Raw genomic sequence first — 25,870 nt, forward strand, 5'->3', positions numbered from 1 at the left:
AATATGACGCTAACTGTGTTAAAAATTTCTCATTTAGAACAACTAAATAGCAAAATTTTTGCCTTGCCTACATGGACGTAGGTACCTCAGCGATAGCAGGACGCGTGAGCGGTGTTATCGAACATATTTTCTCGCCTCAAAATAGAACACTTAATTAAGCAAATTGGTATTAGTTAATTTCAGAAAAATACTAGAGCGGATTTTTTAAATAAGTTAAGTGAATTAAGATACAGAAGAGGAAAGAAGTGGGGCGACTGACGAGGCTTGAACTCGCGACAACCGGAATCACAATCCGGGGCTCTACCAACTGAGCTACAGCCGCCACAAAAGATAAGAACACCTTTGTTGGTGTGGCGCGCATAATACATAAAAACGTGGACTTTGCAAAGGGTTAAATTGAAAAAAATCTCAAAGAAGTTCGTTGAGTATCCCTAAGTTGTACAGCTAATATTCATACTGGCAGGGTAAAATCGCCCCGCTATCTCACTCAAGTGCTTACAGGAGTCACTATGGAAACGATTGTTCATTGGGTTGATGATAACTCATCTCTTATTATACACCACCTTTTTCAGGGGCTGCTGGCCCTAATCATATTCTTCATTGGTATGAAGCTGGCAAAGCTTGCAGCAAACCTGACGGAAAAAGCGTTTAGTAAACGCAAAGTGGATAAGGCAGTTGGCGCGTTTGTTGGTAACATTGCTTACAGCATTGTGTTTGCCGCGACGTTGTTGATGGCGCTGTCTCAGGTTGGCATAGAAACGACCTCTTTTGTGGCAATTCTGGGTGCCGCCGGCCTGGCAATCGGCCTGGCCTTGCAGGGTTCTTTATCGAACTTCGCCTCAGGCGTTTTGATCATTATTCTTCGTCCCTTTAAGTCTGGTGACTATATCGAGGCTGGAGGAAAGGCGGGCAGCGTGCAGCGCATCGAGATTTTCTCAACTGAATTGAGAACGCCAGATAACAAAGTCATCATTATGCCCAACTCGGCGATTATGTCTGGTGCGATCGTCAATTACTCTCGTGAAAAAACACGTCGTATCGATTTGGTTATCGGGGTGAGCTATGGAGCGGATCTCCGGGAAGCGAAAAATGTGTTAAAATCCGTGCTGGACAAAGAACCGCGGATCCTTAAAGAGCCAGCTTATACGGTCGCCGTATTAGAAATGGCAGATTCCAGTGTTAATTTTGTTGTGCGCCCCTGGGTTGCAACATCAGACTACTGGCCGACTTACTTTGACCTTGTTGAGAATATAAAATTAGCATTAGACGACGCTAATATCGAAATTCCATTCCCGCAGATGGATGTTCACCTTCACAAAGACTAATTAATGACAGGTTTATAGGCAATGAAATTACAACTTTTATCTCTGTGCGTATTGGCAGCCATCAGCTCGAATGTTGCTGCACAAGAAGCTCCTGCAAAGAAGCCAAAACAGCAAAAAACCTGGGATATCACCAGTGAGGTCGGGGCCATTATTACCAGTGGTAATACTGAAACCACGACACTTAAGGGCGCACTCAAGGCCAAGCACCACCTTAAAAACTGGCGAAATGAGTATAAGCTGGACGGTATCTACAAAGAAGATGAAATTGAAAATGAAGATGGTGAGCGAGTTAGTGAGCGCACCAACGAAAAGTATTCTGTCTCTATGCAGGGCAACTACAAGCTGAACGAAGACCATAGTCACCTGTTTATTTATGGTGCTTACGATTCTGATTACTTTGGTGCTTATCGCAGTGAAACGGTTGTATCCGTAGGTTATGGCCTGCGTCTGCTTAATCTCGATACTATGTACCTAGATGCAGAAATCGGCCCTGGTATGAAGCGCTTTGAATATCAGGATGACAGCACCGAGCTTGATGAAAATGGTAACCCACTTGCAGGAACGACCGAGAGTGAAGTGATTGGCGTTGCTAAAGTTGATTTCGAGTGGCAAGTGTCGGATAACGCGCGTTTTACTCAGGTAGTTGGTGTGGAATATGGCGATACCAACACTAAAACTGTGTCAGAGTCAGCACTGATGACCAAGATCAACGGCTCGCTACAAATGAAGGTGGCGTACAATATTACTCATAACTCAACAGTGGACGAAGACAAGGAAAATACCGATACGGAAACATCTCTCACGCTAGTTTACAGCTTTTAACAAAGCTGTTCATCAAATTGACAAATAAATTGCGTAAAGGGGCGAAAGTCCCTTTTTCTATTCTTTAATTTTCGTGTAAAATAGCCAATCTTTTTAAACAACACTACTTTGGAAGTCATCCCGCAATGCTTTTTAGACGTATTTTTGCATTAATCGTACTTAGCTATAGTGTTTGCTCGTTGGCGTTTACGCCATCGGCTGAACAAATAGAGCAGTTTAAGAAACTGCCCAAAGCGCAGCAAGAGGCGTTGGCAAAGCAGTATGGTATTGACCTTTCTTCTCTGGACCTTGAAACAGATGATAGCGAGCTTTCAACACAGAGCAATCAGAAAACCGTTTTACCCAGAAATGAAAAGACTGACGAGCTAGTTTCTGAAGAAGAGCGATTGAAGCCTGTCGTCGAGGAGCTAAAACCATTCGGTTACGAGTTATTCGCTGGTGAGCCTACAACCTTTATGCCGACCGAAAAGGTATCGGTGCCGAGTGACTACATCATTGGTTTAGGTGATAGATTGCTCGTTACTCTATATGGTAAAGAGAGTGCATCCTACGAGCTTGAAGTTGACAATGAGGGGCGCCTTACTATTCCGAAGTTTTCCCCTGTCCAGGTTGCCGGCCTAACGTACGCTGAGGTCAAAAAGCTCGTAAAAATGAAGGTTGAAAAAGAAGCTATTGGTATTCAAGCCTTTGTTGCCATTGGAAAGCTGCAAACTATGCGTATTTTGGTTGTAGGTGAAGCATACAAACCCGGTTCTTATGCACTTAGCCCGTTGTCAACAGTGACCCATGCTATATTTTCCAGTGGTGGCTTAAGCGATATTGCCTCATTGCGTAACATTCAAGTTAAAAGGCGTGGCAAAGTTGTCACTGAACTTGATTTATACGACCTGTTATTAAAAGGCGATAGTAGCAACGATATTAACTTGCAATCAGGTGACGTGGTTTTTATACCGTCTGTAGGACCACAGCTGAAAGTTGAGGGGTTGGTTAAAAGACCTGGTATTTTTGAACTGAAAGAAGATGATACCGTTGAAGACCTCATAAACATGTTTGGTGGCTTTGATGAAAATGCTTATTTAAGCAAAGTTCAGGTGACGCGTATTCACAAAGGTGAGAAAAGTGTCGCCGTATCTGTTGACTTTACAGCCCCTGAGCTATCCTATCAGCCACAAGGTGGTGATCACCTTAAGGTGCAAAAAGTAAATAGTATTGTTCAAAATTCGGTTACTTTGATCGGGGCCGTTGCGCGCCCGGGTAACTACCAATGGTATGATGGCTTCACGCTCCGGGCCTTAATTAACGATGTTAAATCTGACCTGCTGCCGCAAGCAGACCTCAGCTATGGTTTAGTAGTAAGAGAAAAGTCTAAGCTGGGTAATATCGAAGTTATTCAATTCTCTATATCGGATATTATTTTAAATGATGATTTGACCCTCCAGCAGGGTGATAAAATTTATGTATTTAGCCGCTTTGAAGAGGAAAGTGATGAAGCGCTTGCTCTGCGTGATATGGCACTCACTGTGGAGCAAAAAAAGCTTCAGGAAAAAGTGAAGCTATGGCACGAGTACGAGTACAAACAATTCGAAGATAAAGTAACGAGTCTTGACGAAACTTTTCCTGATCTGACTAGCTTTGAAATTCCTGAGGAGTTGGTTGAAGAGGAAGAGGTTGAATATGCGATGTTCAGCCGCCACACCTTGTTGGAGCCGATTCTTGAGCAAATACAGTATCAAGCAAGTAATGATGAGCCTTTGGCAGTTTACGAGATCAAAGGTGAAGTAAAGTATCCTGGCATTTACCCGCTAAATGCAGATGCAAGCCTCAGTGATGCTTTATCGGCAGCCGGTGGACTACTTGAGTCTGCTCATGAAACCCGTGCTGGTGTTACACGTTTTGCAGAACAAGTTGGATTGGATTATATCGACGTCAACCTGACCAGCGAACGTCATAGCTTTGCTTTACAAAGCAAAGACACATTGCATATTCTGAAAAAACCAAATTGGTTGAATACATATACAGTCCACCTCGAGGGCGAAGTTAAATTCCCAGGTACCTATACTGTTAAGCGGGGCGAAACTTTGCAAAACCTGCTTGTGCGTGCCGGTGGCCTGACTGAGTATGCGCAAGCCAGTGCAGCCATATTCACTCGAGAATCGATACGGGAGCTTGAGAAAGCACAATTTAAGAAATTATCTCAAGAGCTGCGTAAAGAAATTGCTGCGATGAGCTTCCAAAAGTCTGTTGGCGTTAATACCTCAATGAGCTACACAGACATGAATAGCTTGCTCAAAGATCTTTCGAGAATTCGTGCTGTGGGCCGACTGGTTATTGATTTACAGAATATAAAGCAAGGGAAAGAAAACCTAATTCTACAAGATGGGGATAAGTTGATAGTTCCAGGTAAACAAGACTCTGTCTCAATTATCGGAGAGGTGAACTACGCATCTTCACACTTGTTTAAGCCTAACCTTGACATTAATGACTATCTGGCACTCAGTGGCGGCACAAAAGCAAGAGCAGATGAAGATCGTATCTACGTTATTAAGTCAAATGGTGCTGTATTTGTTCCACAAAGTAGCGGGTGGTTTGCAGTAAACAGTCAAAATAAACTGTCTCCGGGCGATACCATTGTTGTACCACTTGATTCTTCACATATGGATAACTTAACCCTCTGGAGTACGACAACACAGATACTGTATCAAGCTGGTGTAGCATTAGCTGCAATTTCGAGCTTGTAGCCGTTGTCTACAGTCGAGTGTTAATTTAGGTAATAAATATCAAACGATAGTTGTAGTGAAATATGAGTCAGATAACAAAAGAAGATGATATTGACCTTCGTGAATTGGTAAAAATCATCTGGGAAGGTAAGTGGACGATAGTGCTCCTGACTACGGTGTTTGCCATCGGTGCCGTATTATTTTCTTTAAGCTTGCCGAATGTATATAAGAGCCACGTGCTTGTGGCCCCTGCTGATGACGAGTCATCAGGAGGGTTGGCTGGCTTGACAGGGCAGCTTGGCGGTATGGCTGGACTTGCTGGTTTGAGCCTTCCCGGGGGGAACGAAAAGGTCGATTTGGCGATTGAGATCATGAAGTCACGGCGTTTCATCAGTGACTTTATTTCTGAATATGAACTTTTACCAGACTTAATGGCTGCTAAAAAGTGGGATAAAGCCAGTAATACTCTAATATATGATGAGAGCATATATCTTGCAGAGCAGGAAAAATGGGTGCGCGACGTTAAAGCGCCCTATTCTCCTCAACCATCAATGCAGGAGGCTTACGTTGAGTTCCGAGATTTGTTAACAATAACAAAGGAAAAGGAAGCCGGCCTGATTAGAATTACTATTGAGCATGTTTCTCCACTGATTGCTAAACAGTGGTTGGAACTGTTGGTTAAGTCGATTAATTCAGAAATGAAGTTAGAAACAATCGAAGAAGCCGATAAAAGCATGTACTACTTAAATCGCCAACTTAGGAAGACGAGTATTGCCGATATACAGTCTGTTTTGTACGCACTAATTGAAGAGCAGACAAAGAAAAAAATGTTTGCTGAAGTACGTGAAGAGTATGTTTTCAAGACCATTGATCCTGCGATCGTACCTGAGTTGAAGAGCGGACCAAAACGAGCCCTGATATGTATACTTATAACAATGTTAGGTTTTATGGTTGCATTTGTTATTGTAGCGCTTCGTTATTATCTTAGAAAGCGAGGCTAAGGAGCTGAGGCGTTTATGTCTTCAACTGTAAATAGAATGAGTATGGATAAGGTGACCAGTTTAAACAAACTTAGTATCAAGAAACGCTTTAGATCTCAGTCTCAAGTATTGAGACAGAAAGTGATATATGTCTATTGCCCGGAATCCAGGGTAGAGGAGATCCGATCACTTGCCGAGAGTTATTCATTTGAGATCATAATTAATGATTATTCAATTAATGACTTGACTCGCAAAGTTATTTGCCATTATGAAAGCGCACTACTCTCGATAGAGCATCGCAATTTTTTAGTAAGTGCAACTGAAGTTGGGGCTTGGGTTGAACCTTTGGTGAGCTACTTGGATGCACGTTTGGGGTATACAGAGGTTAAACTGCTGGCCAGTGGTTATTTCCTTCACCAAAAAGCGTTTTCTATCTTATCTACCAAGCGTACTCAAATTGCAAAACGCGTGGTAGACATTGTCGTGGCTTTGATACTATTGATTTTGACTTTACCCATTGCATTACTCACTGCGATTTTAATTAAAGTAGAAAGTAAAGGGCCAATTTTTTATAAACAAAAGCGCACCGGTTTGTACAATGAAGAGTTTGAAGTAATTAAGTTTCGCTCGATGGCTCAGGATGCTGAAGCCTCTGGTGCTCAGTGGGCTAAAAAAAATGACTCTCGTGTAACTAAGGTCGGTAAATTCATACGAAAAACAAGAATTGATGAATTACCTCAAATTATTAATATATTGAGGGGTGAAATGTCAATTGTAGGTCCTAGACCTGAACGAGAGTTTTTCATAGAAAACCTGGAAAAAGAGATTCCATACTACCGCTTTAGACACGCTGTGAAGCCTGGCATTACAGGTTTGGCTCAAGTGTGCTTTCCTTATGGTGAGTCTCTAGAAGATGCTATTTGGAAGCATAAGTATGATACGTATTATATTAAGCACCATAGTACTTCTTTGGATCTGAAAATCCTTTTGAAAACTGTAAAAGTTGTGATTTTTGGGATGGGGCGCTAGTAAACTAGTTCCCCCACGCTATGTCATCATTGTTAGAAAAAGTAAAGTTAAACCAGTTTATAAGTGCGCTATTTATAGTGTTGGCTGTTTTTTCTATTTACAATCGAACCTTTTCACTAGGTTTTGACATTCGTTTTATCGTTTTACCTGTTTTAATTCTAGGCTTCTTTGTCGCTTTTATAGTAAAAGTAAAAAATGATAACTATTTTCTTCCGCTAACTGCTTTAATAGCGTTTTTATTGTTGGTTATTATTATAATCCAAGATCAACTTGCGTGGCTAAACTCGGATTTATCAAAAAATAACTCTGTCTATAAAAATGTTTTGATCTTGTATTGCTATAATTTCTTAATGGTTCTTTACCTTTTCTTAAATCGGGACTATTTAGACAATAAGGTGTTCTTAAATAGTTTGATTTTTTCAAGCTTGTTTTTGTCATTTTCATCGATTTATCAAGTGCTAGTGGGTGATTTGCCATTTGTTTCGGCAGGTTCGACAGGAGAAGCTTTCCAAGATGAGCTGTCGATTTTAGGGGTTAGGCCAGCAGGCTACGCACACGACCCAAACTATACTTCATTGCTTATGGTTTTTTCCATTTATGTTGTTTCAAAAACACGGCCTAAGAACTTATTCACTATTATCTGTCTATCTTTATTTGCCTTTACACTGTTCGCTTCAGGCTCTAAAACGGTAATGATGATTTGTTTCTTATTGCTCGTTAGGATTGCCTTTATTAAGTTGAAGCTAAGGGTGCTATTTAATGTTGGTTTTATAGTTGTTTTATTATTTGGCCTGTTGACGGTATTGTCTTTTTTTGAGCAGCTTTCTACATTCTCTCAGAGGTTAACGATGTGGAATCTAGCTATCAATGGTTTTTATGATAGCCCCTTCCTTGGCCAGGGAATTACCGGTGTTAGGAGTTTGCTTGCGCAGGATATGCGCTATGTGCAACCTCACAATGGTTGGCTTGCTCTATTAGTTGATCATGGCCTGATTGTTTCTTCTATTATTGCTTCTTGTATCCTGGCTCTAATTTTCAAAGCCAAGACAAGAGGTGTAAGATATTTAATTGTCATTTTTTGTTTTTTATCCATTTCAAACGAAATGTGGGTTTACCCTTATTGGGTATTGTTTCTTGCGTTTCCATTTGTCTTCAAAATAAACTTAGGGACTAAAAATGTCTAGTAACGACAGTTTAGTAAGTATATATATACCCTCACATAAGCGGCCAAAAGAGTTAAAAGCCGCTGTCGATTCTGTTCTAAAGCAAGATTATTCTAATATTGAGTTGATTGTTGTTCTTGATGGTATATGCCCTGAGTCAGTATCATTCTTAACGGAGTTATCAAAGGCCAATAAGAGAGTTAAGTTTCTTGTCAATGAAGAAGCACAAGGTGCTTGTAATGCCAGAAACCGGGCAATATCAAGTGCGCAAGGCGAGTTTATAACAGGGCTTGATGACGACGACCTCATGGAAGCAGATTGTATTAGTGAGTATATAAAACACTGGGACGATAACTACGCTTTCCTGTGTGCTTCATATTCTATTTTTGGAGTTAACTCAACGCGCTTTGAACATCGTACAACAGAGTACAACCCAATTGACCTGACGGAAAGAAATTATGTTGGTAATCAGGTCTTTACTAAAGCCTCTAGATTGAAAAAAGTCGCTTTTGATGAGGAAATGACTGCTTGGCAGGATTATGACTGTTGGTTAAGACTTGCTTACACATCAAATAAGAAGCTACTAAAATTGGGTAAGTCTTTGTACCGGGTCAACGTAGACCCTAATCGGGCTCGGATCACTACTGGAACGAGAACTGCTAAAGGAGCTCAGCAGTTTCTTGCAAAGCATATAGATAAACTTGATGGCAAAGTTCACTTTTGGTTGTTTAGTGATTTGGTTAATCGAGGGCAAAAAATCCCCATCTGGCTTGTCATTTCTCTGCTCGGTACTTCACAAGGTAAGAGAGCGTTTTATTTTATGATAAAGCATTCAACTTTAGGTAATTTCGCTTTTAGCTTTAAAAACATGATAGCTAAGCTAAGTAATAAATAGAGAGCAATGATGAAAGTTTTATATCTTCTAAACTCGAATGGAGTAGGTGGGGCTGAGGCCTCAATAAGAAGAATGGTAGACAAAGGTTTTGTAGATTCTAAGGTTGTATTGCTTTGGGCTCATAACAATGTCCAAGAGGATTTTTGGGAAAACCGTGAAGTGGTGCAACTTACTGAAGAAAGTGCACCATTACTGGGTTTTATTAAATCTATTTTTATGTTGCCAAGGCTCATTAAAAATGAACGTGTCGATGTTGTACAGAGTCAACTAAAAGGAGCTGACTTACTGTTCTCATTCCTGTTGTATACGGGGATTTTGAAAAAAGACTTTACATATCTAGTTAGTTTAAGAAATTCATATGACTTTTACTATGGAAATGGCTTTCTCAATAGGTTTGTCGGTGCAATACATAAGTACTTGATCAATAAAACTGCAGATAAAATCGTTGGCGTCTCAAAGCAGGATATAGACAGGTTTACACGAGATTTTGGAGAAAAATTTCGTGTCATAGAGAATTCTGTAGATATCTCTAACTTCAAGACAAAAGGTGACCTAACATTAGGTGAACCGGTTAAGGTGGTGCTTGTTGGTAACGTAAAATATCGAAAGGGATATGACAAGCTAGAGTACGTAGTACATTATCTTAATAAAACATTCCCAAGTAAAAACTTTGAATTCTCTATTGCCGGTGCAGTGGAAGACACTGAATATATGGAAAAGGTACGTGACTTGGCGAGTGGCAATGTATCTATTAACTTTCTAGGAAAGGTTGTAGATATTAATGAGTTACTAGTTTCTTCAGATATATTTCTTTCACTTTCAAGAGAAGAGGGGCTGCCTATTTCTGTCTTGGAAGCGATGGCTTCTAAGTTACCTATCCTACTGTCGGATATTCCTGCTCACAGCTTGATACTGGAGCCTAGTGTATCTCAGCATATCTTGTTCAGTACTGCTGAAGAACTGCAAGAGCGATTTAAAGTGTTAGTAGAATCAAAAAATCAACGCGAAGCGATTGTAAGTGAACAGTACAATAAGCTAACAAGAGACTTTAGTCTTGAGCGTATGTGTAAACAGTACTTGCAAAACTATAATGGTGAGTGATGAACAAGCTGTTAATGATAATTAACTCAAGTAGTGGAGGGGGGGCTGAAAAAGTATTCAATAGTCTATATGGTGGGTTAAAAGAAGAGAACGAGTTAGATGTTTACTATCTTTATTTAAAAGGTAACTCTACCAGTAGATTTTGGAAATTTTTTGCTGTTTTCAGATATATTTGGACATTAGTTAAAGTTAAACCAGATGTTGTACAGTCTCACCTACTTTTTCCAAATATGTTGAATGTGTTCTTGTGCCGGCTATTTAATTATAAGTCTCAGATTGTTTGTCATAGCAGCTTTGAGCGTTTCGAAGGCTCTAAAATTGAAGTCTTTATAAAGAAGTTATACGGCTCTGCTCATAGTGTAATTTGTGTATCGAAAGAAATGGCGAACCAAGCCAAATGCTTTTTAGGTAAGCCTGGCTGTGTAGAAGCAATATATAATCCTCATGATCTAGAAAAGTATGAGGCTCTAGCCGAAAAGAATGTTCAGTTGTATTTTGATGATTATTTTGTCGTTGTGGGTCGACTTATTAAGTCAAAGAGAATAAATGACATTATTGATGTTCTTAAGAAAACAGAAACAAAAGAAAACTTGCTGGTCGTTGGTGACGGTGAGGAGTATCATACACTCTTAAGTCATGTGAAAGAGCTGGGGATGGATAGCAGAGTGAAGTTTACTGGTTCTGTGGATAACCCTTACCCGTATATCAGAAACGCCAAAGCCATGCTCTTAGCATCTGAAACAGAGGGCTTTCCAAATTGTTTAGTAGAGTCTCTCGCCTTAGGTGTACCGGTTATAACGTCAAATTGTAAAACTGGCCCAGCTGAACTGTTAGGTGTTTCTTATCAGGAAACAAAGTTAAAGAGCGTTTATAAGAATTGCTTTATATATCCAGTTGGCGATTTAGAGGGGTTGGAGGAAGCGATCAAGCGTTTCCGTGGCCTAAATGACAATGAAAGTGAGTTGAAGGGCTCCGTTGCAGCCCTTAACTTAACAGACGTGGTGAAGCAATATAGTCACTCCATTGGCAAATTGCTTAACAATAAGGTGTAATGTTGAATTGCCATTGGCGTAGTGTACGCTTGTTTTAGGGCGTATACAGCTAGTTAAAGTTTATAGAGGTTTTACGTGAAAATATTAGTCACAGGTGGAGCAGGCTTCATTGGATCTGCTGTAATTAGACATATTATTGCCAACACTAAAGATGAAGTTTTGAATGTTGATAAATTAACATATGCTGGCAACTTAGAGTCTTTAGTTGAAGTTGAGCCAGATCCAAGATATCAATTTGCGCAAGTCGATATCTGTGATAGGGGTCAAATTGAGCAATTGTTTTCTTCTTTTAAGCCTGATGTTGTAATGCACTTGGCGGCAGAGAGTCATGTAGATAGGTCTATAACTGGGCCCTCTGAGTTTATTCAAACTAATATCGTTGGCACGTACAACCTGTTAGAAGTCTCAAGAGAGTATTGGCTAGGGCTAGATAAAGCTAAGCAACAAAGCTTCAAATTTCATCATATCTCAACTGATGAAGTATTTGGTGATTTACCTCACCCTGATGATGTTGAAGAAGATAAGGTGTTGCCATTATTCACAGAGACGACGGCGTACGCACCTAGTAGTCCATATTCAGCAAGTAAAGCCTCAAGCGACCATTTAGTCAAGGCCTGGCATAAAACCTATGGCTTACCTGTTATTATTACTAATTGCTCCAATAATTATGGACCTTACCACTTCCCAGAGAAATTAATTCCTTTGGTGATCTTGAATGCGTTAGACGGGAAACCCTTACCTGTATATGGTAAAGGAGATCAAATCAGGGATTGGCTGTTTGTTGAAGATCATGCAAAAGCACTATATAAAGTTGTAACTCAGGGGCGCATTGGAGAGACATATAATATTGGTGGCCACAATGAAAAACGAAATATTGAAGTTGTTTCGGCCATATGCAAGATACTGGATGAGTTAAAACCAAAGCAAAATAAATATTCTGAGCAAATTACTTTCGTTGCTGATAGGCCTGGCCATGATCGTAGATATGCAATAGATTCCAGCAAAATGCAGCGAGAGTTGAATTGGGTTCCAGAAGAGAGCTTTGAGTCTGGCTTGAGAAAAACCGTACAATGGTATCTGGATAATACACAGTGGTGTTTAAATGTTCAGTCTGGCAATTATCAAAGAGAGCGGCTTGGTGTCTTCGATAATAAGGATTTAAAATGAAAGGTATAATTTTAGCAGGGGGGTCAGGTTCCCGTCTTTATCCTATCACTATGGGAGTCTCTAAGCAGTTAATTCCTATTTATGATAAGCCAATGATTTACTACCCTTTATCTGTGCTTATGTTGGCTGGAATACGAGAGATATTAATTATCACTACTGCTGAAGATTCAGATGCATTTAAGCGCTTATTAGGTGATGGTTCGCAGTTTGGCATCGAGCTGAGTTACACAATCCAGCCTTCTCCTGATGGTTTGGCGCAAGCGTTTATTCTTGGCGAGAATTTTATTGGTTCGGATAGTGTGTGCCTTGTTTTAGGAGACAACATTTTCTATGGGCAGGGTTTTTCACCAAAGTTGAAAAGGGCTGTGGCAAATGCTGAGCAGGGCAATGGAGCAACGGTCTTTGGTTACGAGGTTAAAGATCCAGAAAGGTTTGGTGTCGTCGAGTTTGATGAAAATAATAAGGCTGTGTCAATAGAAGAGAAGCCTTTAAAGCCGAAGTCTCACTTAGCCGTAACGGGTTTGTATTTTTATGACAACTCTGTAGTTGAGTTGGCCAAGCAAGTAAAGCCATCTAAACGTGGCGAGTTAGAAATCACGTGTCTAAACGAGCTATATCTAAAGCAAGAGATGTTAAATGTCGAAGTTTTAGGCCGAGGGTTTGCGTGGTTGGATACAGGTACACATGAAAGCCTACTTGAAGCGTCAGCATTTGTTGAAACCATAGAAAAAAGACAGGGTTATAAGATAGCGTGTCTAGAAGAGATTGCCTTTAATAATGGATGGTTATCAACAGAAGAGCTTGAGTCAAGGGCGAAAAAGTTTAGTAAAAATGATTATGGAACCTATTTAAAGAGTTTAATTGAAAGATGAAACTAAACTTGACTAAAAATAGTTGGGATAGTGAGTTTTTTGGCAAACCAATTTATACTTTAAAACTCGATGGTACGGAAAGTAATCAGCAAGCAGAGCCTGGAGCATTGATCACCGCGAAAATAGAGGGGGATGATTATGCTGGCATTGATAGACTTAATAATTTGGGGTTTCAACTATGTGAAGGTGAAGTTAGCTTCATAAAAAGGTTGGGGCCTGTTGATACAAAACTCTCTATTGAAAAATACAAAGCAAAGCAGTCGGATATTGAAAAATTGGAAGCGCTTTGCTCGGGTTTGTATAGCCAAAGCCGTTTCAGAATGCCGTGGTTTTCACCGAGTGAGAGAGATGCATTCTATTCTCTGTGGATCCGTAAGGCTGTAAACGGCGAGTTTGATGATGTCTGTTTAACAATTCAAGATAACGGCATAATCAAAGGTTTCGTTTCTGTCAAAATTCACGGTGATGTTGCCAAAATAGGCCTAATTGGCGTAAATGAACAATTTCAGGGTCAAGGTATTGGCAAGAAGCTCATATCGCTTGCGGAAGCGTATGGTGCATTAAGTAACGCCACTCTATTATCGGTAGCGACTCAGTCAAGCAATCGCCTAGCGATGTTGCTTTACAGTAAGTCGAACTTTACAATTCAAAATATTTCATATTGGTTTTATAAGCATGCTCCCTTTTAATTTACCACCAAGTCTGGGGTGTGAACTAGACTATTTAAGAAAAGCTATCGAGTCAGGAAAACTATGCGGCGATGGTCCTTTTTCGAAAAAATGTGAACAATGGTTTGAGGAGCATTTTGTTACGCCAAGAGCAATGTTAACTCCCTCATGTACAGCATCTTTAGAGCTGGCAGCATTGCTGATAGATTTAAAAGATGGCGATGAAGTGATCATGCCATCCTATACGTTTGTATCAACAGCAAATGCTTTTGCACTTAGGGGGGCAAAAATAAAGTTTGTTGATATTGATCCGCTAACAATGAACGTAGATCCGCAATTAATAGCTTCAGCTATCACAGCCAAAACAAAAGCAATTGTGCCGGTGCATTATGCTGGCGTATCCTGTGATATGGACGCGATTTTGGAAATTGCAGAAAAACATAACTTGTGGGTCATAGAAGATGCAGCGCAAGGGGTAATGTCAAAGTACAAAGGGCGATCTTTAGGTACGATAGGTCATATTGGCTGTTTCAGCTTTCACGAAACAAAGAACTATTCGTCAGGTGGTGAAGGTGGCGCAATTCTGATTAATTCAAAGGAATTGATTGAAAGAGCAGAAATTATAAGAGAAAAAGGCACTAACAGAAGCCAGTTTCTTAGTGGTTTTGTTGATAAATATACATGGCAAGATATTGGTTCTAGCTTTTTGCCTAGTGAGTTACAAGCGGCTTTCTTGTTTGCTCAATTAGAGTCAGCTGAAGATATAAACATGAAGCGATTGTCTATTTGGCAAAGATATTATGACGAGTTGTCTCAAGTGCTTCCAAAGTCATCGTTGCCTTTTGTACCTGAGGATTGCCAACATAATGCGCATATGTTTTATATTAAACTTGATGATAAAGAACAAAGATCTAACTTCATCAAATTTATGAAAAGTGAAGGTATCACAGCTCCTTTCCACTATGTTCCTCTTCATTCTAGTCCCGCAGGGCTTATGCTAGGTGAATTCTCTGGAGAAGATAAATATACTACTTTAGAAAGCGAGAGATTAGTAAGGCTGCCTCTTTTCTATAATATGTCTAGTGAACAGCAATCAACAGTTATTAAATCCGTTAGTAGCTTTTTTGAGAATTCCAAGTAATAACGTGTATTGAGATTAGAGTAAGTGAGAGTTTTACATATTTCATCGGGGGATAAGTTTATCTTCCCTTTTATAGAGCTGATAGAAGATAACTTTAAATTTGATGAACATCATTTCCTAATCTCAGAAGGGATTGCTTCAAAAGACGCTTTAAAAGCAAGCAATGTTTTTGTTTCGGATAGCTCAACTTACTTAAAGATAAAGCGTTTAGTTTTGACGTTGATAAAAATTCATCGTGCCGAGCGGGTTATTATTCATGGGCTCTTTGATCTAAAGCTGATTTATATTTTATTCCTTTGTCCTTGGGTGTTGAGTAAGTGTTACTGGTTTATTTGGGGTGGGGACCTATACACTTTTCAGTCAAAAAAAGTTGGTTTCTTTTGGAAAATAAAAGAACGAATTAAAAAATCAGTGATTAAAAGGATAGGGCATTTAGTGACCTATGTCCCCGGTGATATAGAAATTGCGAGAGCACAATATCAGGCACAGGGGTCCTATCATGAATGCTTAATGTATTTAAGTAACTTGTACCGGAGTTATGAGCTGCCTAAACGTTCTGATGAAAGTATAAATATTCAAGTGGGAAACTCAGCCGATCCGAGTAATAACCATCTCGAAGTTTTGGAATTGTTGCGTCCTTTTTCTGACAGTAACATAAAAGTCTATGTGCCATTATCTTATGGGAATAGGCGCCATGCTGAAGAAGTAATATCTGTTGGTCAAGAATGGTTTGGTGATAAGTTCAAGCCTATCACAGAGCTAATGCCTTTCGATGAATATTTATCTTTCCTTGGTAAGATTGATATAGCGTTTTTTAACCATAATCGGCAGCAAGCAATGGGCAATATTATTACCTTACTTGGGCTAGGCAAAACAGTATATTTGAGAAGCGGAACTAGTCACTGGGACTTCTTCCAGTCTCAGAGCCTGGATGTGAAAGCAATTTCGGAGTTTGATAGCTTAGAAAAAGAAACTTTGACTGAGAATGAAGAAAAGGTCAAAAAATACTTTTCTATGGATAATTATCTAAATCAGCTCAGCCGTATTTTTAATGATTAGCATGTGTAACTCCTACTATTAAGTGTAATCATTAATTATGAATGTTAAAAAAATTGCTCAGTTTGCAATAGGCCCAGTTGCAGGTGCTCTTTTAGGCTTTATATCGTTACCTTTAATTACTTGGTTTTTCTCTCCTGAGGATGTTGGCCGTATTGCAATGTATAATATTGCATTAAGCTTAAGTGTAATGTTATTTAGCCTAGGGTTAGATCAGGCTTATGTTCGAGAGTATCATGAGTCTGACGATAAGGTTAAGTTGCTCATTACTGCCTTAGCTCCAGGCTTATTACTGTTGTCTGTTGTTTTTTCCGCCTCTATCTTTATATCTGAGAGTTGGTTATCAACTTTACTCTTCAATATTGAAAGTACAACTCTAACTATTATTGTTATACTTTCTATTGTCGTGTCATTCCTATCTAGGTTTTTATCGCTTACGCTAAGGATGGAGCAACGAGCACTTGCTTTTTCAGCTATACAAATATCCCCTAAGTTCTTTCTTATTTCATTTGTACTCATAGCAGTTGCGGTATTGCCAGCTCCCAAAGCAAATGAATTGGTGCTAATTACTGCTTTTTCACAGCTTTTTACTTTTTTTATATTAGTTTTTTTAGTGAAAGAGGTGTTTTTCAGTCTTTTTAAAATTAACTTTGATTTTGACCTGTGTAAAAGGATATTAAAGTACGGTGCTCCTTTGATCTTAGGCTCCCTTGCTTTTTGGGGGCTTACAGCAATTGATAAGTTTTTACTAAAGAAAATAGCCGGTCTGGAAGAGCTAGGCCTTTATTCTGTTTCAGTTAGTTTCGCTGCTGCAGCGACCATTTTTCAAAGTATATTCTCGACGGTGTGGGCGCCGACGGTATATAAATGGGTTGCCGAAGGGCAAAATCTGAATAAGGTAAAAGAGATTCAAAAGTACATATTACTTATTGTGATTGTTCTTTTTTGCTTTGCCGGTTTGCTTTCATGGGTTGTACCTGTATTTTTGCCAGTCTATTACAAAGAAGTTCAATGGGTTGTGATTTCTTGCCTTGGTTACCCTCTGCTATACACTCTATCTGAGGCGACCGTTGTTGGAATAAATGTCGCTAAGAGAACAGGGCTCGCAATGTTGGCTGCTGTACTCTCATTTGTCTTAAATATCATTTTGAGTTTGGTTTTTATCCCTATGTATGGTGCTGCTGGAGCGGCTGCGAGTACCTGCATCTCATTTTTCTGCTTTTTCTTATTAAGAACTGAGTTTTCTGCAAAGGTTTGGATGCCGTTCCCTCGCCGTTTACAATATTTTTACACTAGCATACTGGTGCTCGGAGCTGTTTTCTCTACTCTCTACGGAAAGGAATACTTTGTATATACCTTACTTTTTTGGATGACGGTTTTAGTGAGTGTATGTTTTAGCTTTAAAACAGAGTTAGTTTATTGTTTAAAGCTGATTAAGACTAGGGGTGATAAAGAAGCTAGCTAAAGCACTCCCGAATTCAACTCTGAAGTGCGACACTCTTACCTAAATTAAGCGGCCTGCATCATTTCTTTGAATACAACAGCTGGCTGCTTAAAACCCAAACACTTTTTCGGTCGATAATTTATCCGCGACATCGCGAACTCAACATCTGCATCACTTACTTCTCTCAAATCAGTGCCTTTCTTTATATACTGACGCAGCAAACCATTTGCATTTTCGTTTGCCCCACGCTCCCAGGAAGGGTAGAGTAAGGATGCGCGAAGTAGAAATCTGCCTCTAAAGAGGCCGAAATGAGTTCATGAGCGGCAAATTCGCCACCATTGTCTGCCGTGATTGTATGCACGTACTTTTTATAAGGCGAAAGCAGTTCTATAGTTGCCTGTGCAACATCTTCCGCTGATTTCGATGCGGCTTTTTTGACAAGATAGAAGCGTGTTTTTCGCTCCAAAACAGTGACCAGAGCACCAGTTCCTTGCTTCCCTAATACGGTGTCAATCTCCCAATCCCCGAGCCGTGTTCGCTCTTCCACGACTTCGGGTCGTCCATCAATTGACATTGCATTTAAAATCGTAGGGCCTTTGTCATTTCTACCTCGTCTATATCGCTTATGCCCTTGACGTAGGTGACGATAGAGTTTTCCGCCATTGCGTTTATCAACAGCAACATAGCGATAGATCCACTCGTGACTGACAGGCTGTTTAACGCTCGTTAATACTGCTGAAATCTGTTCCGGACTCCAATCTGATTGCAGTAGTATTCGGATGAAGTCGATTCGTTTTTGAGGGATACGGTATTTCTGTGCCGTTTTGCGTTTCCCTATAGCCATTACGTGCGCCGCATCAGGGCAATATGACTCGTTGATTCTATGCCTTCTTAACTCTCGATAAACGGTGGAGCGATGGCATTTTACTTTTTTGGCGATTTCAGAGGCTGAACAACCCACTTCCAATAATGTGGAAATCTGGTATCTTCTGCCCTCGGTCAACTGCTGATATTTCATGGTAGTACTGCTTGTTTCTTTGGCGAGAAGAGCGTACCACTTTCAGTAGTTGGCTTCCTCTTCTACGCGTTACCATGAATGTCGCACTTATTATCTGAAATCAGGCTAACGTCGTACAGTGAATTATGGTATTATTACTACTTGACAATTTTTTAGGGTGGGTTGTGAATGAAGATTACGGTTGTCGGAACTGGTTATGTGGGATTATCAAATGCTTTATTACTTGCAAAGCATAATCAAGTAGTTGCATTGGACATAGATGAAGCTAAGGTCGAGTTGATTAACAACAGGATCTCTCCGATCGAAGATGCTGAAGTAACCAGCTACCTTCAAGACACCACTTTAGAGTTTAAAGCTACAACTAATAAGCTTGAGGCTATTCAAGGTGCTGAATTCGTTATTATTGCCACACCAACCGACTATGATCCTGAAACCAATAACTTTAACACTGCTTCAGTAGAGAGTGTCGTTCAGGACGTTCTTAAAATAAACCCAAATGCTGTCATGGTTATTAAATCAACAGTACCTGTTGGTTATACGGAATCGGTCAAAGAGCGCTTTAATACACAGCAACTGATCTTTTCGCCTGAATTTTTGCGAGAGGGGAAGGCTCTGCATGATAACTTGTATCCGTCTAGAATTATTGTCGGCGAACGTTCAGACAGAGCAAGCGTGTTTGCAGATCTACTGAAGCAAGGGGCGCTTAAAGAAAATATTGAAGTTCTCTTTTGCGACCCAACAGAAGCCGAAGCAATAAAGCTGTTTTCGAACACCTACCTAGCCATGCGTGTCGCCTACTTTAATGAGTTGGATAGCTACGCAGAATCTCACGGCTTAGACACAAAACAGATCATTGAGGGCGTTTGCTTAGATCCTCGTATCGGTTCTCATTATAATAACCCTTCTTTTGGTTATGGTGGTTACTGCTTACCAAAAGACACCAAACAATTGCTAGCGAATTATCAGGATGTTCCGAATAATATGATCAGAGCAATTGTTGATGCTAATGCTACAAGAAAAGACTTTATAGCGGATGCAATCATTTCAAGACAGCCTAAGGTTGTGGGTGTTTACCGGTTGGTGATGAAGTCAGGGTCAGATAATTTCAGAGCTTCGGCTATCCAGGGAGTAATGAAGCGGATCAAAGCGAAAGGTATTGAGGTCATTATCTACGAACCAGCTTTTACTGAAAAAGAGTTTTTCCACTCGAAGGTAACTCACTCCCTTGAAGAGTTAAAATCTGTTTCGGACGTTATCATTTCCAACAGAATGTCCAACGAATTAGCTGATGTCGCAAGCAAGGTGTACACTAGAGATTTGTTTGGTAGTGATTAGCATAAAGGTTTAATGTGAAATATTTAGTAACTGGTGCTGCTGGGTTTATAGGCGCGGCAGTCAGCAAGAAGCTGGTTGAGATGGGGCATGATGTTGTTGGTATTGATAATATCAATGACTACTATAGTGTAGAGCTTAAACATGCTCGATTGAAGCTACTATCCTGTGATAAAGCATTTAGGTTCATAGAACTCGATATCGCGGATCGCACCCTGATTGAGCAGCTTTTCGCTAACGAACAGTTTGACCGGGTGGTTCATTTGGCTGCACAAGCTGGTGTGCGTTATTCGTTAGATAACCCGCACGCTTATGCTGAAAGTAATTTAACTGGGCATTTAAATATACTTGAAGGGTGTCGCCAAAATACGGTGCAGCATTTAGTGTACGCGTCATCGAGTTCCGTATATGGGTTAAACGAAAAAACACCATTTAGTACAGCTGATTCTGTGGACCATCCAATTTCTCTGTATGCCGCAACAAAGAAATCCAATGAATTAATGTCGCATAGCTATTCTCACCTCTACGACATACCGACGACAGGGTTGCGATTTTTCACCGTCTACGGCCCGTGGGGCAGACCAGACATGGCCCCGTTTATCTTTACAAATAAGATACTTAACGGCGAACCTATCAATGTCAACAATAACGGTGACATGTGGCGAGACTTCACTTATATAGACGATATTGTTGAAGGGGTTGTTCGGATCGCCGATATTGTTCCTGGTAGACGTTCAGAGTGGAAGGTCGAAACCGGGACACCGGCAAGTAGTTCCGCGCCTTACAGTGTTTATAACATTGGACATGGTAGCCCAATCAATCTGATGGACTTCATCGGGGCGATTGAAAACGAATTGGGTATTACTGCAAAGAAAAACTTTCGGGGTATGCAGCCTGGAGACGTTTACAAAACTTTTGCCGATACCAGTGACTTGTTCGAGGCAACGGGCTATGAACCTCAGGTTGGTGTGAAAGAAGGTGTGCGAAAACTTGTAGAGTGGTATCGAGACTTTTACCACTAGTTTACTTTGAGATATTAAGTAGGCCTTAATCCAGCGTCTGTTTCTGTTGTTCTTTCAGACAGGTTTGGCGTTTAAGTTTGATGGTGAGAGTAACAAGTAACGCTTGAAGCTCATCACCGTCAAAGACAGGTGTTGCACAGGAAATGGGCAAACTCGGTGCCCCGAGAGCTAGACTCAGATAGTAAAGCTAGTATAATACCGCCCAACATAATTGGAACCTCAATTTTAAAGTCAGTGCATGGAACGCAAATAGTCATTCGGTATTAAGTCTGAGCAGACTTCTACTGAAGCCAAGGATGTGAAAATTCTCTATCCTATCTAACTAAGCCCCTGCACTGTTAGAGCAGTATCCATTACGTAAAACATACACTTATTTGTTGGGTCTGAGCTGCATTCTATTGAACATTTATAAAACTTATTGTCTTTTTCAAGTTGCAGTTTGGGGAAGCAGTTGAAGAGTATCTGGCATAGAATGTCGCTTACGCAATGGTCCATGGAGGCACTTACTTGTGTTTTGTTGCGCTTTGCAAATTAATAAGACGTTATGTTTGTATTGATACCAATTCTTTAGTATGAGGTAAATAGGTATAAATGATCTCAGAGTGGATTCGATTTCGTTTGTTTTTGGCATTTTACCAAAGTGTGGGTGGCTAAGCGCCATTTCTGAATAAAGAAGCAGCACGCATAGCTTGGTCGGATCAATGCGATTGTCTCTATGTGTTAATATTTGCGGCCTATAGTATGATAGAGCGTTTGTGTTGTTCAAGATTAGGATTGTCATCAAATAAAGTGAGTTGGGTTCTTATTTGCCAGTTCAATTGAGGTAAAATTGAGCACCGTCAGGCGCTCAGGTTAAGCGGTGTGGGCTTCGGAGGATTTGTCACTTGCGATTAACAATCGCGCATGCTTTAATTGGGGCTGCGAAATATCACACCATAAGAACTGAAAGAAATAACTATATATTTTTGGGAAAAAATAATGGCGCTAAGCTGTAAAACTATCATTGCTTCTACTCTATTTCTTGCAATGACTGGCTGTTCGATTGTTCCCGGCGGCCATTTTGAAGGAATAAGTTCAAGTGAGCAAGTTGCGGGCCTGCAACGAGATCTTGAAAACATCAACATACATTTAATCGATGCTCAACTTATCAACGAATCTAAATTGACTCAGTCTGAAATGATGTCAACTCAAGCCACTGGGCCTGTGGGTGTCGATGTATCTGAATTTGAATACCGACTGGGTGTAGGTGATGTACTTACTATTGGCGTGTGGGATCACCCAGAGCTAACTATACCAGCTGCGGTACAAAGAACCGCAGAATTTGACGGGTTTCGTGTACAGTCAGATGGCACGATTACATTTGCATATGCTCCTAACGTTCCGGCTGCAGGCAGGACAGTAACAGAGCTGCGAGAAGACCTAGTAAAAAGGCTAAGCCGCGTTATTGAAGATCCACAAATAGATGTGAAAGTAGTGGGCTTCAAAAGCCAGAAAGTTTATGTCACCGGCGAGGTAACCAACCCCAACGTGTTGCCTATCACCGAGACTCCACTCACTTTGATTGATGCTATTAACCAAGCCGGTGGTCTGACCGAAGATGCCGACTGGAAAGTTGTGAATTTTACTCGGGGTGATAAAACGGAGCAGATTAGGCTCGACGCGTTTTATGCTAACGGTGATATTTCTCAGAACCGTTTGTTGCAGCATGGTGACGTAATCCATGTTACCCGAAATGATAAGCGCAATGTTTACGTGCTTGGAGATGTAACTAAAGCAGGCAAAGTCAGCATTAATCGCTATGGACTGAGCCTTGCTGAGGCGTTGAGTGAAGTTGGTGGCATTAACGAACGGACTGCTGATGCTAATGGTGTTTTTGTTTTGCGCAAACGTGATTTGGAAAGCGATGGAGTCGTTGCCGATGTATATCAATTACATGCTCGAAACATAGCGTCCTTGGTCCTAGCGGAGCAATTTGAATTGGAGCCACAAGACATTGTATATGTTACTAGCGCTCCGCTCGCTAGATGGAACAAAGTTATCAGCCTTTTGTTGCCTTCACTTGCTACAGTGGATGCGTTACAAGATATCGACAATCAATAGTGTGACAATTCATGTTTGATAGTGTTTTAATGGTATGCGCGGGAAACATTTGCCGCAGCCCCACAGCAGAATATGTATTACGAAATAAGCTTGAAGGCCGTAACATAAAAGTTTCTTCAGCTGGCTTGACTGCTTTGGTTGGTAAACCAGCTGATAGTTTGGCTCAGGAACTGGCTGCTCAGAATGATATAAATATGTCCGAACACAAAGGCCAGCAAGTTAGTACCTCGCTGGTTTCCCAAAACAGCGTTATATTGGTGATGGAGCAGCGCCATCTAGAGGACTTATGTTCCCGTTATCCGCAAGCACGAGGAAAAACATTCTTGCTTGGGAAATGGCTGGGTGATAAAGAAATACCAGATCCATACCGTCAAAGTCGCGAAGCTTTCGAGCATGTATATGATTTAATCGATAGCGCGTGTGGCGCTTGGCAGAAGTATTTATAAGGATGAAAGAGTCAATGAACGCTCAATCAAACCTATTGAGTGGAGTGCAATCAAAGCAAACCACGCAGCAAGCGCAAGAAATCGATCTAATGGCATTACTAGGTGCTTTACTAGACCGCAAATTATTCATAACTGGTGTAACTGTACTGTTCATGATAATAGGCGTAGCTGTCGCTATCTTCAGTACGCCTGTTTATCAAGCCACTGCGATGATCCAAGTTGAAGAAAAAGGGGGCTCAGTCCCCGGTTTTGATGAACTTGGTGGGATGTTTGAAAGTACCTCGGCGGCAGTGACAGAAATCGAATTATTAAAGTCTCGTAGCATCATTGGAGAGGCGGTTGACAGCTTAAAACTAGACATCGTAGCAGAGCCAAAGTTGTATCCAATTATAGGTGGTCGTGCGTTTCGTAATTTCACACCTATGCAAGCAGGCGAGTTAGCGGAGCCCAGCTTTGGGGCATCAAGCTACGCATGGGGTGGTGAGAAAATTGAGATATTTAAATTCGAAGTGCCGCAAAATGCCATTGGTGCAGATTTTACTCTAGTAGCATTATCAAACAATCAATTTGAATTGTTAACAGGTAATGGCGATAGCATATTAAAAGGTAAAGTAGGCGAAGAAGTATCAAACGGTGCTTTTTCATTAACACTAAAAACGCTAGTTGCTCGCCCTGATACCGAGTTTACCTTAACTAAGCGTGATCGCTTAAATACCATTCTTGATTTGCAAGCTGCTATCGGTGCAAGCGAAAAAGGTAAAGACTCAGGTATTATTAATTTAAGCTTACAAAATGCCAATGCTGAATATGCTGAAACCGTTTTAAACAAAGTCGCTGGTATTTATGTTCGCCGTAATGTTGAGCGCAACAGTGCTGAAGCGCAGAAGTCACTAGACTTTTTAGAGTACCAATTGCCTCAAGTGAAAAAGCAACTAGAAGCTGCTGAGCAACGTTTCAACGACTACCAAGTAAAGCAGCAATCAGTAGACATTACGTTGGAAACTGAGGGGGTACTAAGACAATTAGTGAAGCTGGAAACCCAGTTGCAAGAGCTTGAACTTAAAAAGCTAGAGCTGGGCCGTAAATTTAAACAAAGCCACCCTAGCTATCAAGCTGCAGTTGAGCAAATTGAAGCGGTTGAAAACCAAAAACGCCGCTTGGCAGCCGAAGTGCAAGTGCTACCAGAAACACAGCAAGAGCTTTTACGTTTAACCCGTGACGTAGAGGTAAATAACGAAATTTACACACTGTTATTGGCAAAAACACAAGAGCTAGACATTGTTCGTGCGGGTACAGTTGGTAACGTACGTGTTATTGACCTTGCAGAAGTCAATATCTCAAAGCCAGTAAAACCCAAAAAGGCCTTAATCGTTGTTATGGCGACCATGTTAGGTGGCATGTTAGCAGTGGCGATTGTACTGATTCAAAAAGCAATTCATAAAGGTATTGAAGACCCAAGCGAGATTGAAGCGCTAGGCTTACCTGTTTATGCAAGTGTACCTTACTCAGAGTACCAGGTTAAGCTGACTGGTTTTGCAAAAGCTCGCAAAGGTAAAACCGCCAAAGCGAAGTCGATACTCGCAGTTGATAACCCAGCAGACCTGTCAATCGAAGCACTAAGAAGCTTACGCACCAGCTTGCACTTTGCAATGATGGAAGCAAAAAATAATGTAATCGCAATATCAGGTCCAAGCCCTGGCGTTGGTAAGTCATTTATATCAGTTAACCTAGCAACAGTACTAGCGCAAAGCGATAAAAAAGTACTTATTATCGACGCCGATATGCGTAAAGGTTACTTACAAACCCAATTTGGTATGCAATGGGATAACGGATTAAGTGATTACCTCTCTGGCAGAATCAACTTAGAGCAAGCTTTAAAACACAGCCAGGTTGAAGGGTTAGATGTAATGACTCGAGGTCAGATACCGCCAAACCCGTCTGAGCTATTAATGCATGAAAACTTCTCAAAACTAGTTGAAGAAGTCAGTAGCAAATACGACCTTGTAATTATAGATACGCCACCAATTCTAGCGGTTACAGACCCTGCAATTGTGAGTGCTCATGCAGGCAGTACACTACTTGTAACACGCTTTGCTCAAAACCATGTAAAAGAGTTAGAACTAACTCGTAACCGTTTTGAACAAAATGGCATTGATGTAAAAGGCGTGGTATTTAATGGCGTAGTCAAAAAAGCAAGTAATGCCTACGGCTACTACGGTTACTACAACTACGAATATAAGTCTGATAAATAATATAGTGTTGTTCGTTGCCTGTATTTAAAAGCACTGTGAAAATATAGCTCGTCGTTTACGGTGGCAAAGAAAGCATAAATACAGGCAGTCATTCGTGACAATAAAGATAGAGCAAATGTAGGTCGTCATTTATGGCGACAGATAGAGATGCAGCAGCGACTTTAGGTTGTGATAGAAAATTAGCTCTGAACTCGTGCCAGGGCTTAAAGGTTTGTGATTCTGAACTTGTTACAGGATCTAAATAACGCAATTTGCTTATACGACAATT

Annotated in this window: 20 protein-coding genes, 1 tRNA gene and 1 pseudogene; 20 read left to right on the forward strand and 2 right to left on the reverse strand. The window is 40.6% G+C overall.

Features of this window, described 5'->3' with window-relative positions:
• Positions 1 to 246: 246 nt before the first annotated feature.
• A tRNA-His gene (locus C3B51_RS09165) sits at positions 247 to 322 on the reverse strand.
• A 187-nt stretch (positions 323 to 509) separates the two neighbouring features.
• Between C3B51_RS09165 and C3B51_RS09170 the strand changes: the two genes are divergently transcribed.
• From C3B51_RS09170 to C3B51_RS09240, 15 genes are all read left to right on the forward strand, one after another.
• Complete coding sequence (locus tag C3B51_RS09170; RefSeq protein WP_125717045.1) at positions 510 to 1,325, forward strand: mechanosensitive ion channel family protein; 816 nt, start codon at positions 510 to 512, stop codon at positions 1,323 to 1,325.
• Between the two features lie 21 nt (positions 1,326 to 1,346).
• On the forward strand, positions 1,347 to 2,147 hold the full coding sequence (locus C3B51_RS09175; protein WP_130244851.1) for a DUF481 domain-containing protein: 801 nt from the start codon (positions 1,347 to 1,349) through the stop codon (positions 2,145 to 2,147).
• A 125-nt stretch (positions 2,148 to 2,272) separates the two neighbouring features.
• A complete protein-coding gene (locus C3B51_RS09180) occupies positions 2,273 to 4,885 on the forward strand; it encodes an SLBB domain-containing protein (RefSeq protein ID WP_125717047.1) in 2,613 nt (870 codons plus the stop codon).
• 62 nt (positions 4,886 to 4,947) lie between these two features.
• Positions 4,948 to 5,865, forward strand: a complete 918-nt coding sequence (locus C3B51_RS09185) for a Wzz/FepE/Etk N-terminal domain-containing protein (RefSeq protein ID WP_130244852.1) — start codon at positions 4,948 to 4,950, stop codon at positions 5,863 to 5,865.
• Positions 5,866 to 5,880: 15 nt separating this feature from the next.
• Positions 5,881 to 6,873 (forward strand): exopolysaccharide biosynthesis polyprenyl glycosylphosphotransferase, encoded by a 993-nt coding sequence (locus C3B51_RS09190; RefSeq protein WP_125717049.1) that lies wholly within the window; start codon positions 5,881 to 5,883, stop codon positions 6,871 to 6,873.
• Positions 6,874 to 6,902: 29 nt separating this feature from the next.
• Positions 6,903 to 8,057 (forward strand): O-antigen ligase family protein, encoded by a 1,155-nt coding sequence (locus C3B51_RS09195; protein WP_130244853.1) that lies wholly within the window; start codon positions 6,903 to 6,905, stop codon positions 8,055 to 8,057.
• Positions 8,050 to 8,931 (forward strand): glycosyltransferase, encoded by an 882-nt coding sequence (locus C3B51_RS09200; RefSeq protein WP_125717051.1) that lies wholly within the window; start codon positions 8,050 to 8,052, stop codon positions 8,929 to 8,931. The genes C3B51_RS09195 and C3B51_RS09200 overlap by 8 nt, the downstream gene beginning before the upstream one ends.
• Positions 8,932 to 8,937: 6 nt before the next feature.
• On the forward strand, positions 8,938 to 10,032 hold the full coding sequence (locus C3B51_RS09205; protein WP_125717052.1) for a glycosyltransferase family 4 protein: 1,095 nt from the start codon (positions 8,938 to 8,940) through the stop codon (positions 10,030 to 10,032).
• Positions 10,032 to 11,084: a glycosyltransferase gene (locus C3B51_RS09210; protein WP_125717053.1), complete on the forward strand. Its 1,053-nt coding sequence runs from the start codon at positions 10,032 to 10,034 to the stop codon at positions 11,082 to 11,084. Before C3B51_RS09205 ends, C3B51_RS09210 begins: the two co-directional genes overlap by 1 nt.
• Positions 11,085 to 11,159: 75 nt before the next feature.
• Positions 11,160 to 12,251: a dTDP-glucose 4,6-dehydratase gene (gene rfbB / locus C3B51_RS09215; RefSeq protein WP_130244854.1), complete on the forward strand. Its 1,092-nt coding sequence runs from the start codon at positions 11,160 to 11,162 to the stop codon at positions 12,249 to 12,251.
• Complete coding sequence (gene rfbA / locus C3B51_RS09220) at positions 12,248 to 13,123, forward strand: glucose-1-phosphate thymidylyltransferase RfbA (protein ID WP_125717055.1); 876 nt, start codon at positions 12,248 to 12,250, stop codon at positions 13,121 to 13,123. Before rfbB ends, rfbA begins: the two co-directional genes overlap by 4 nt.
• Positions 13,120 to 13,812 (forward strand): GNAT family N-acetyltransferase, encoded by a 693-nt coding sequence (locus C3B51_RS09225; RefSeq protein ID WP_130244855.1) that lies wholly within the window; start codon positions 13,120 to 13,122, stop codon positions 13,810 to 13,812. The genes rfbA and C3B51_RS09225 overlap by 4 nt, the downstream gene beginning before the upstream one ends.
• Entirely contained in the window at positions 13,799 to 14,932 is a 1,134-nt protein-coding gene (gene rffA / locus C3B51_RS09230; protein WP_130244856.1) for a dTDP-4-amino-4,6-dideoxygalactose transaminase, read from the forward strand. Before C3B51_RS09225 ends, rffA begins: the two co-directional genes overlap by 14 nt.
• A 24-nt stretch (positions 14,933 to 14,956) precedes the next feature.
• Positions 14,957 to 15,991, forward strand: a complete 1,035-nt coding sequence (locus C3B51_RS09235; protein ID WP_130244857.1) for a TDP-N-acetylfucosamine:lipid II N-acetylfucosaminyltransferase — start codon at positions 14,957 to 14,959, stop codon at positions 15,989 to 15,991.
• Between the two features lie 37 nt (positions 15,992 to 16,028).
• Entirely contained in the window at positions 16,029 to 17,453 is a 1,425-nt protein-coding gene (locus tag C3B51_RS09240) for an oligosaccharide flippase family protein (RefSeq protein ID WP_125717059.1), read from the forward strand.
• A 44-nt stretch (positions 17,454 to 17,497) separates the two neighbouring features.
• On the opposite strand, the pseudogene C3B51_RS09245 reads toward C3B51_RS09240, so the two are convergent.
• Positions 17,498 to 18,450 (reverse strand): annotated as a pseudogene (locus C3B51_RS09245) (IS30 family transposase).
• A 168-nt stretch (positions 18,451 to 18,618) separates the two neighbouring features.
• Here C3B51_RS09245 and C3B51_RS09250 point away from each other — a divergent pair.
• From C3B51_RS09250 to C3B51_RS09270, 5 genes are all read left to right on the forward strand, one after another.
• Complete coding sequence (locus C3B51_RS09250) at positions 18,619 to 19,785, forward strand: nucleotide sugar dehydrogenase (RefSeq protein WP_130244858.1); 1,167 nt, start codon at positions 18,619 to 18,621, stop codon at positions 19,783 to 19,785.
• Between the two features lie 14 nt (positions 19,786 to 19,799).
• On the forward strand, positions 19,800 to 20,804 hold the full coding sequence (locus C3B51_RS09255) for an NAD-dependent epimerase (protein WP_130244859.1): 1,005 nt from the start codon (positions 19,800 to 19,802) through the stop codon (positions 20,802 to 20,804).
• A gap of 978 nt (positions 20,805 to 21,782) precedes the next feature.
• The gene (locus C3B51_RS09260) at positions 21,783 to 22,904 is read left to right on the forward strand and encodes a polysaccharide export protein (protein ID WP_130244860.1); all 1,122 of its coding nucleotides are present in this window, start codon (positions 21,783 to 21,785) and stop codon (positions 22,902 to 22,904) included.
• Positions 22,905 to 22,915: 11 nt separating this feature from the next.
• Entirely contained in the window at positions 22,916 to 23,350 is a 435-nt protein-coding gene (locus tag C3B51_RS09265; RefSeq protein WP_130244861.1) for a low molecular weight protein-tyrosine-phosphatase, read from the forward strand.
• 14 nt (positions 23,351 to 23,364) lie between these two features.
• On the forward strand, positions 23,365 to 25,602 hold the full coding sequence (locus C3B51_RS09270) for a polysaccharide biosynthesis tyrosine autokinase (protein ID WP_130244862.1): 2,238 nt from the start codon (positions 23,365 to 23,367) through the stop codon (positions 25,600 to 25,602).
• Positions 25,603 to 25,870 lie beyond the last annotated feature (268 nt).

This window comes from Pseudoalteromonas rubra, assembly GCF_004212645.1.
Lineage (GTDB): Bacteria > Pseudomonadota > Gammaproteobacteria > Enterobacterales > Alteromonadaceae > Pseudoalteromonas > Pseudoalteromonas rubra_G.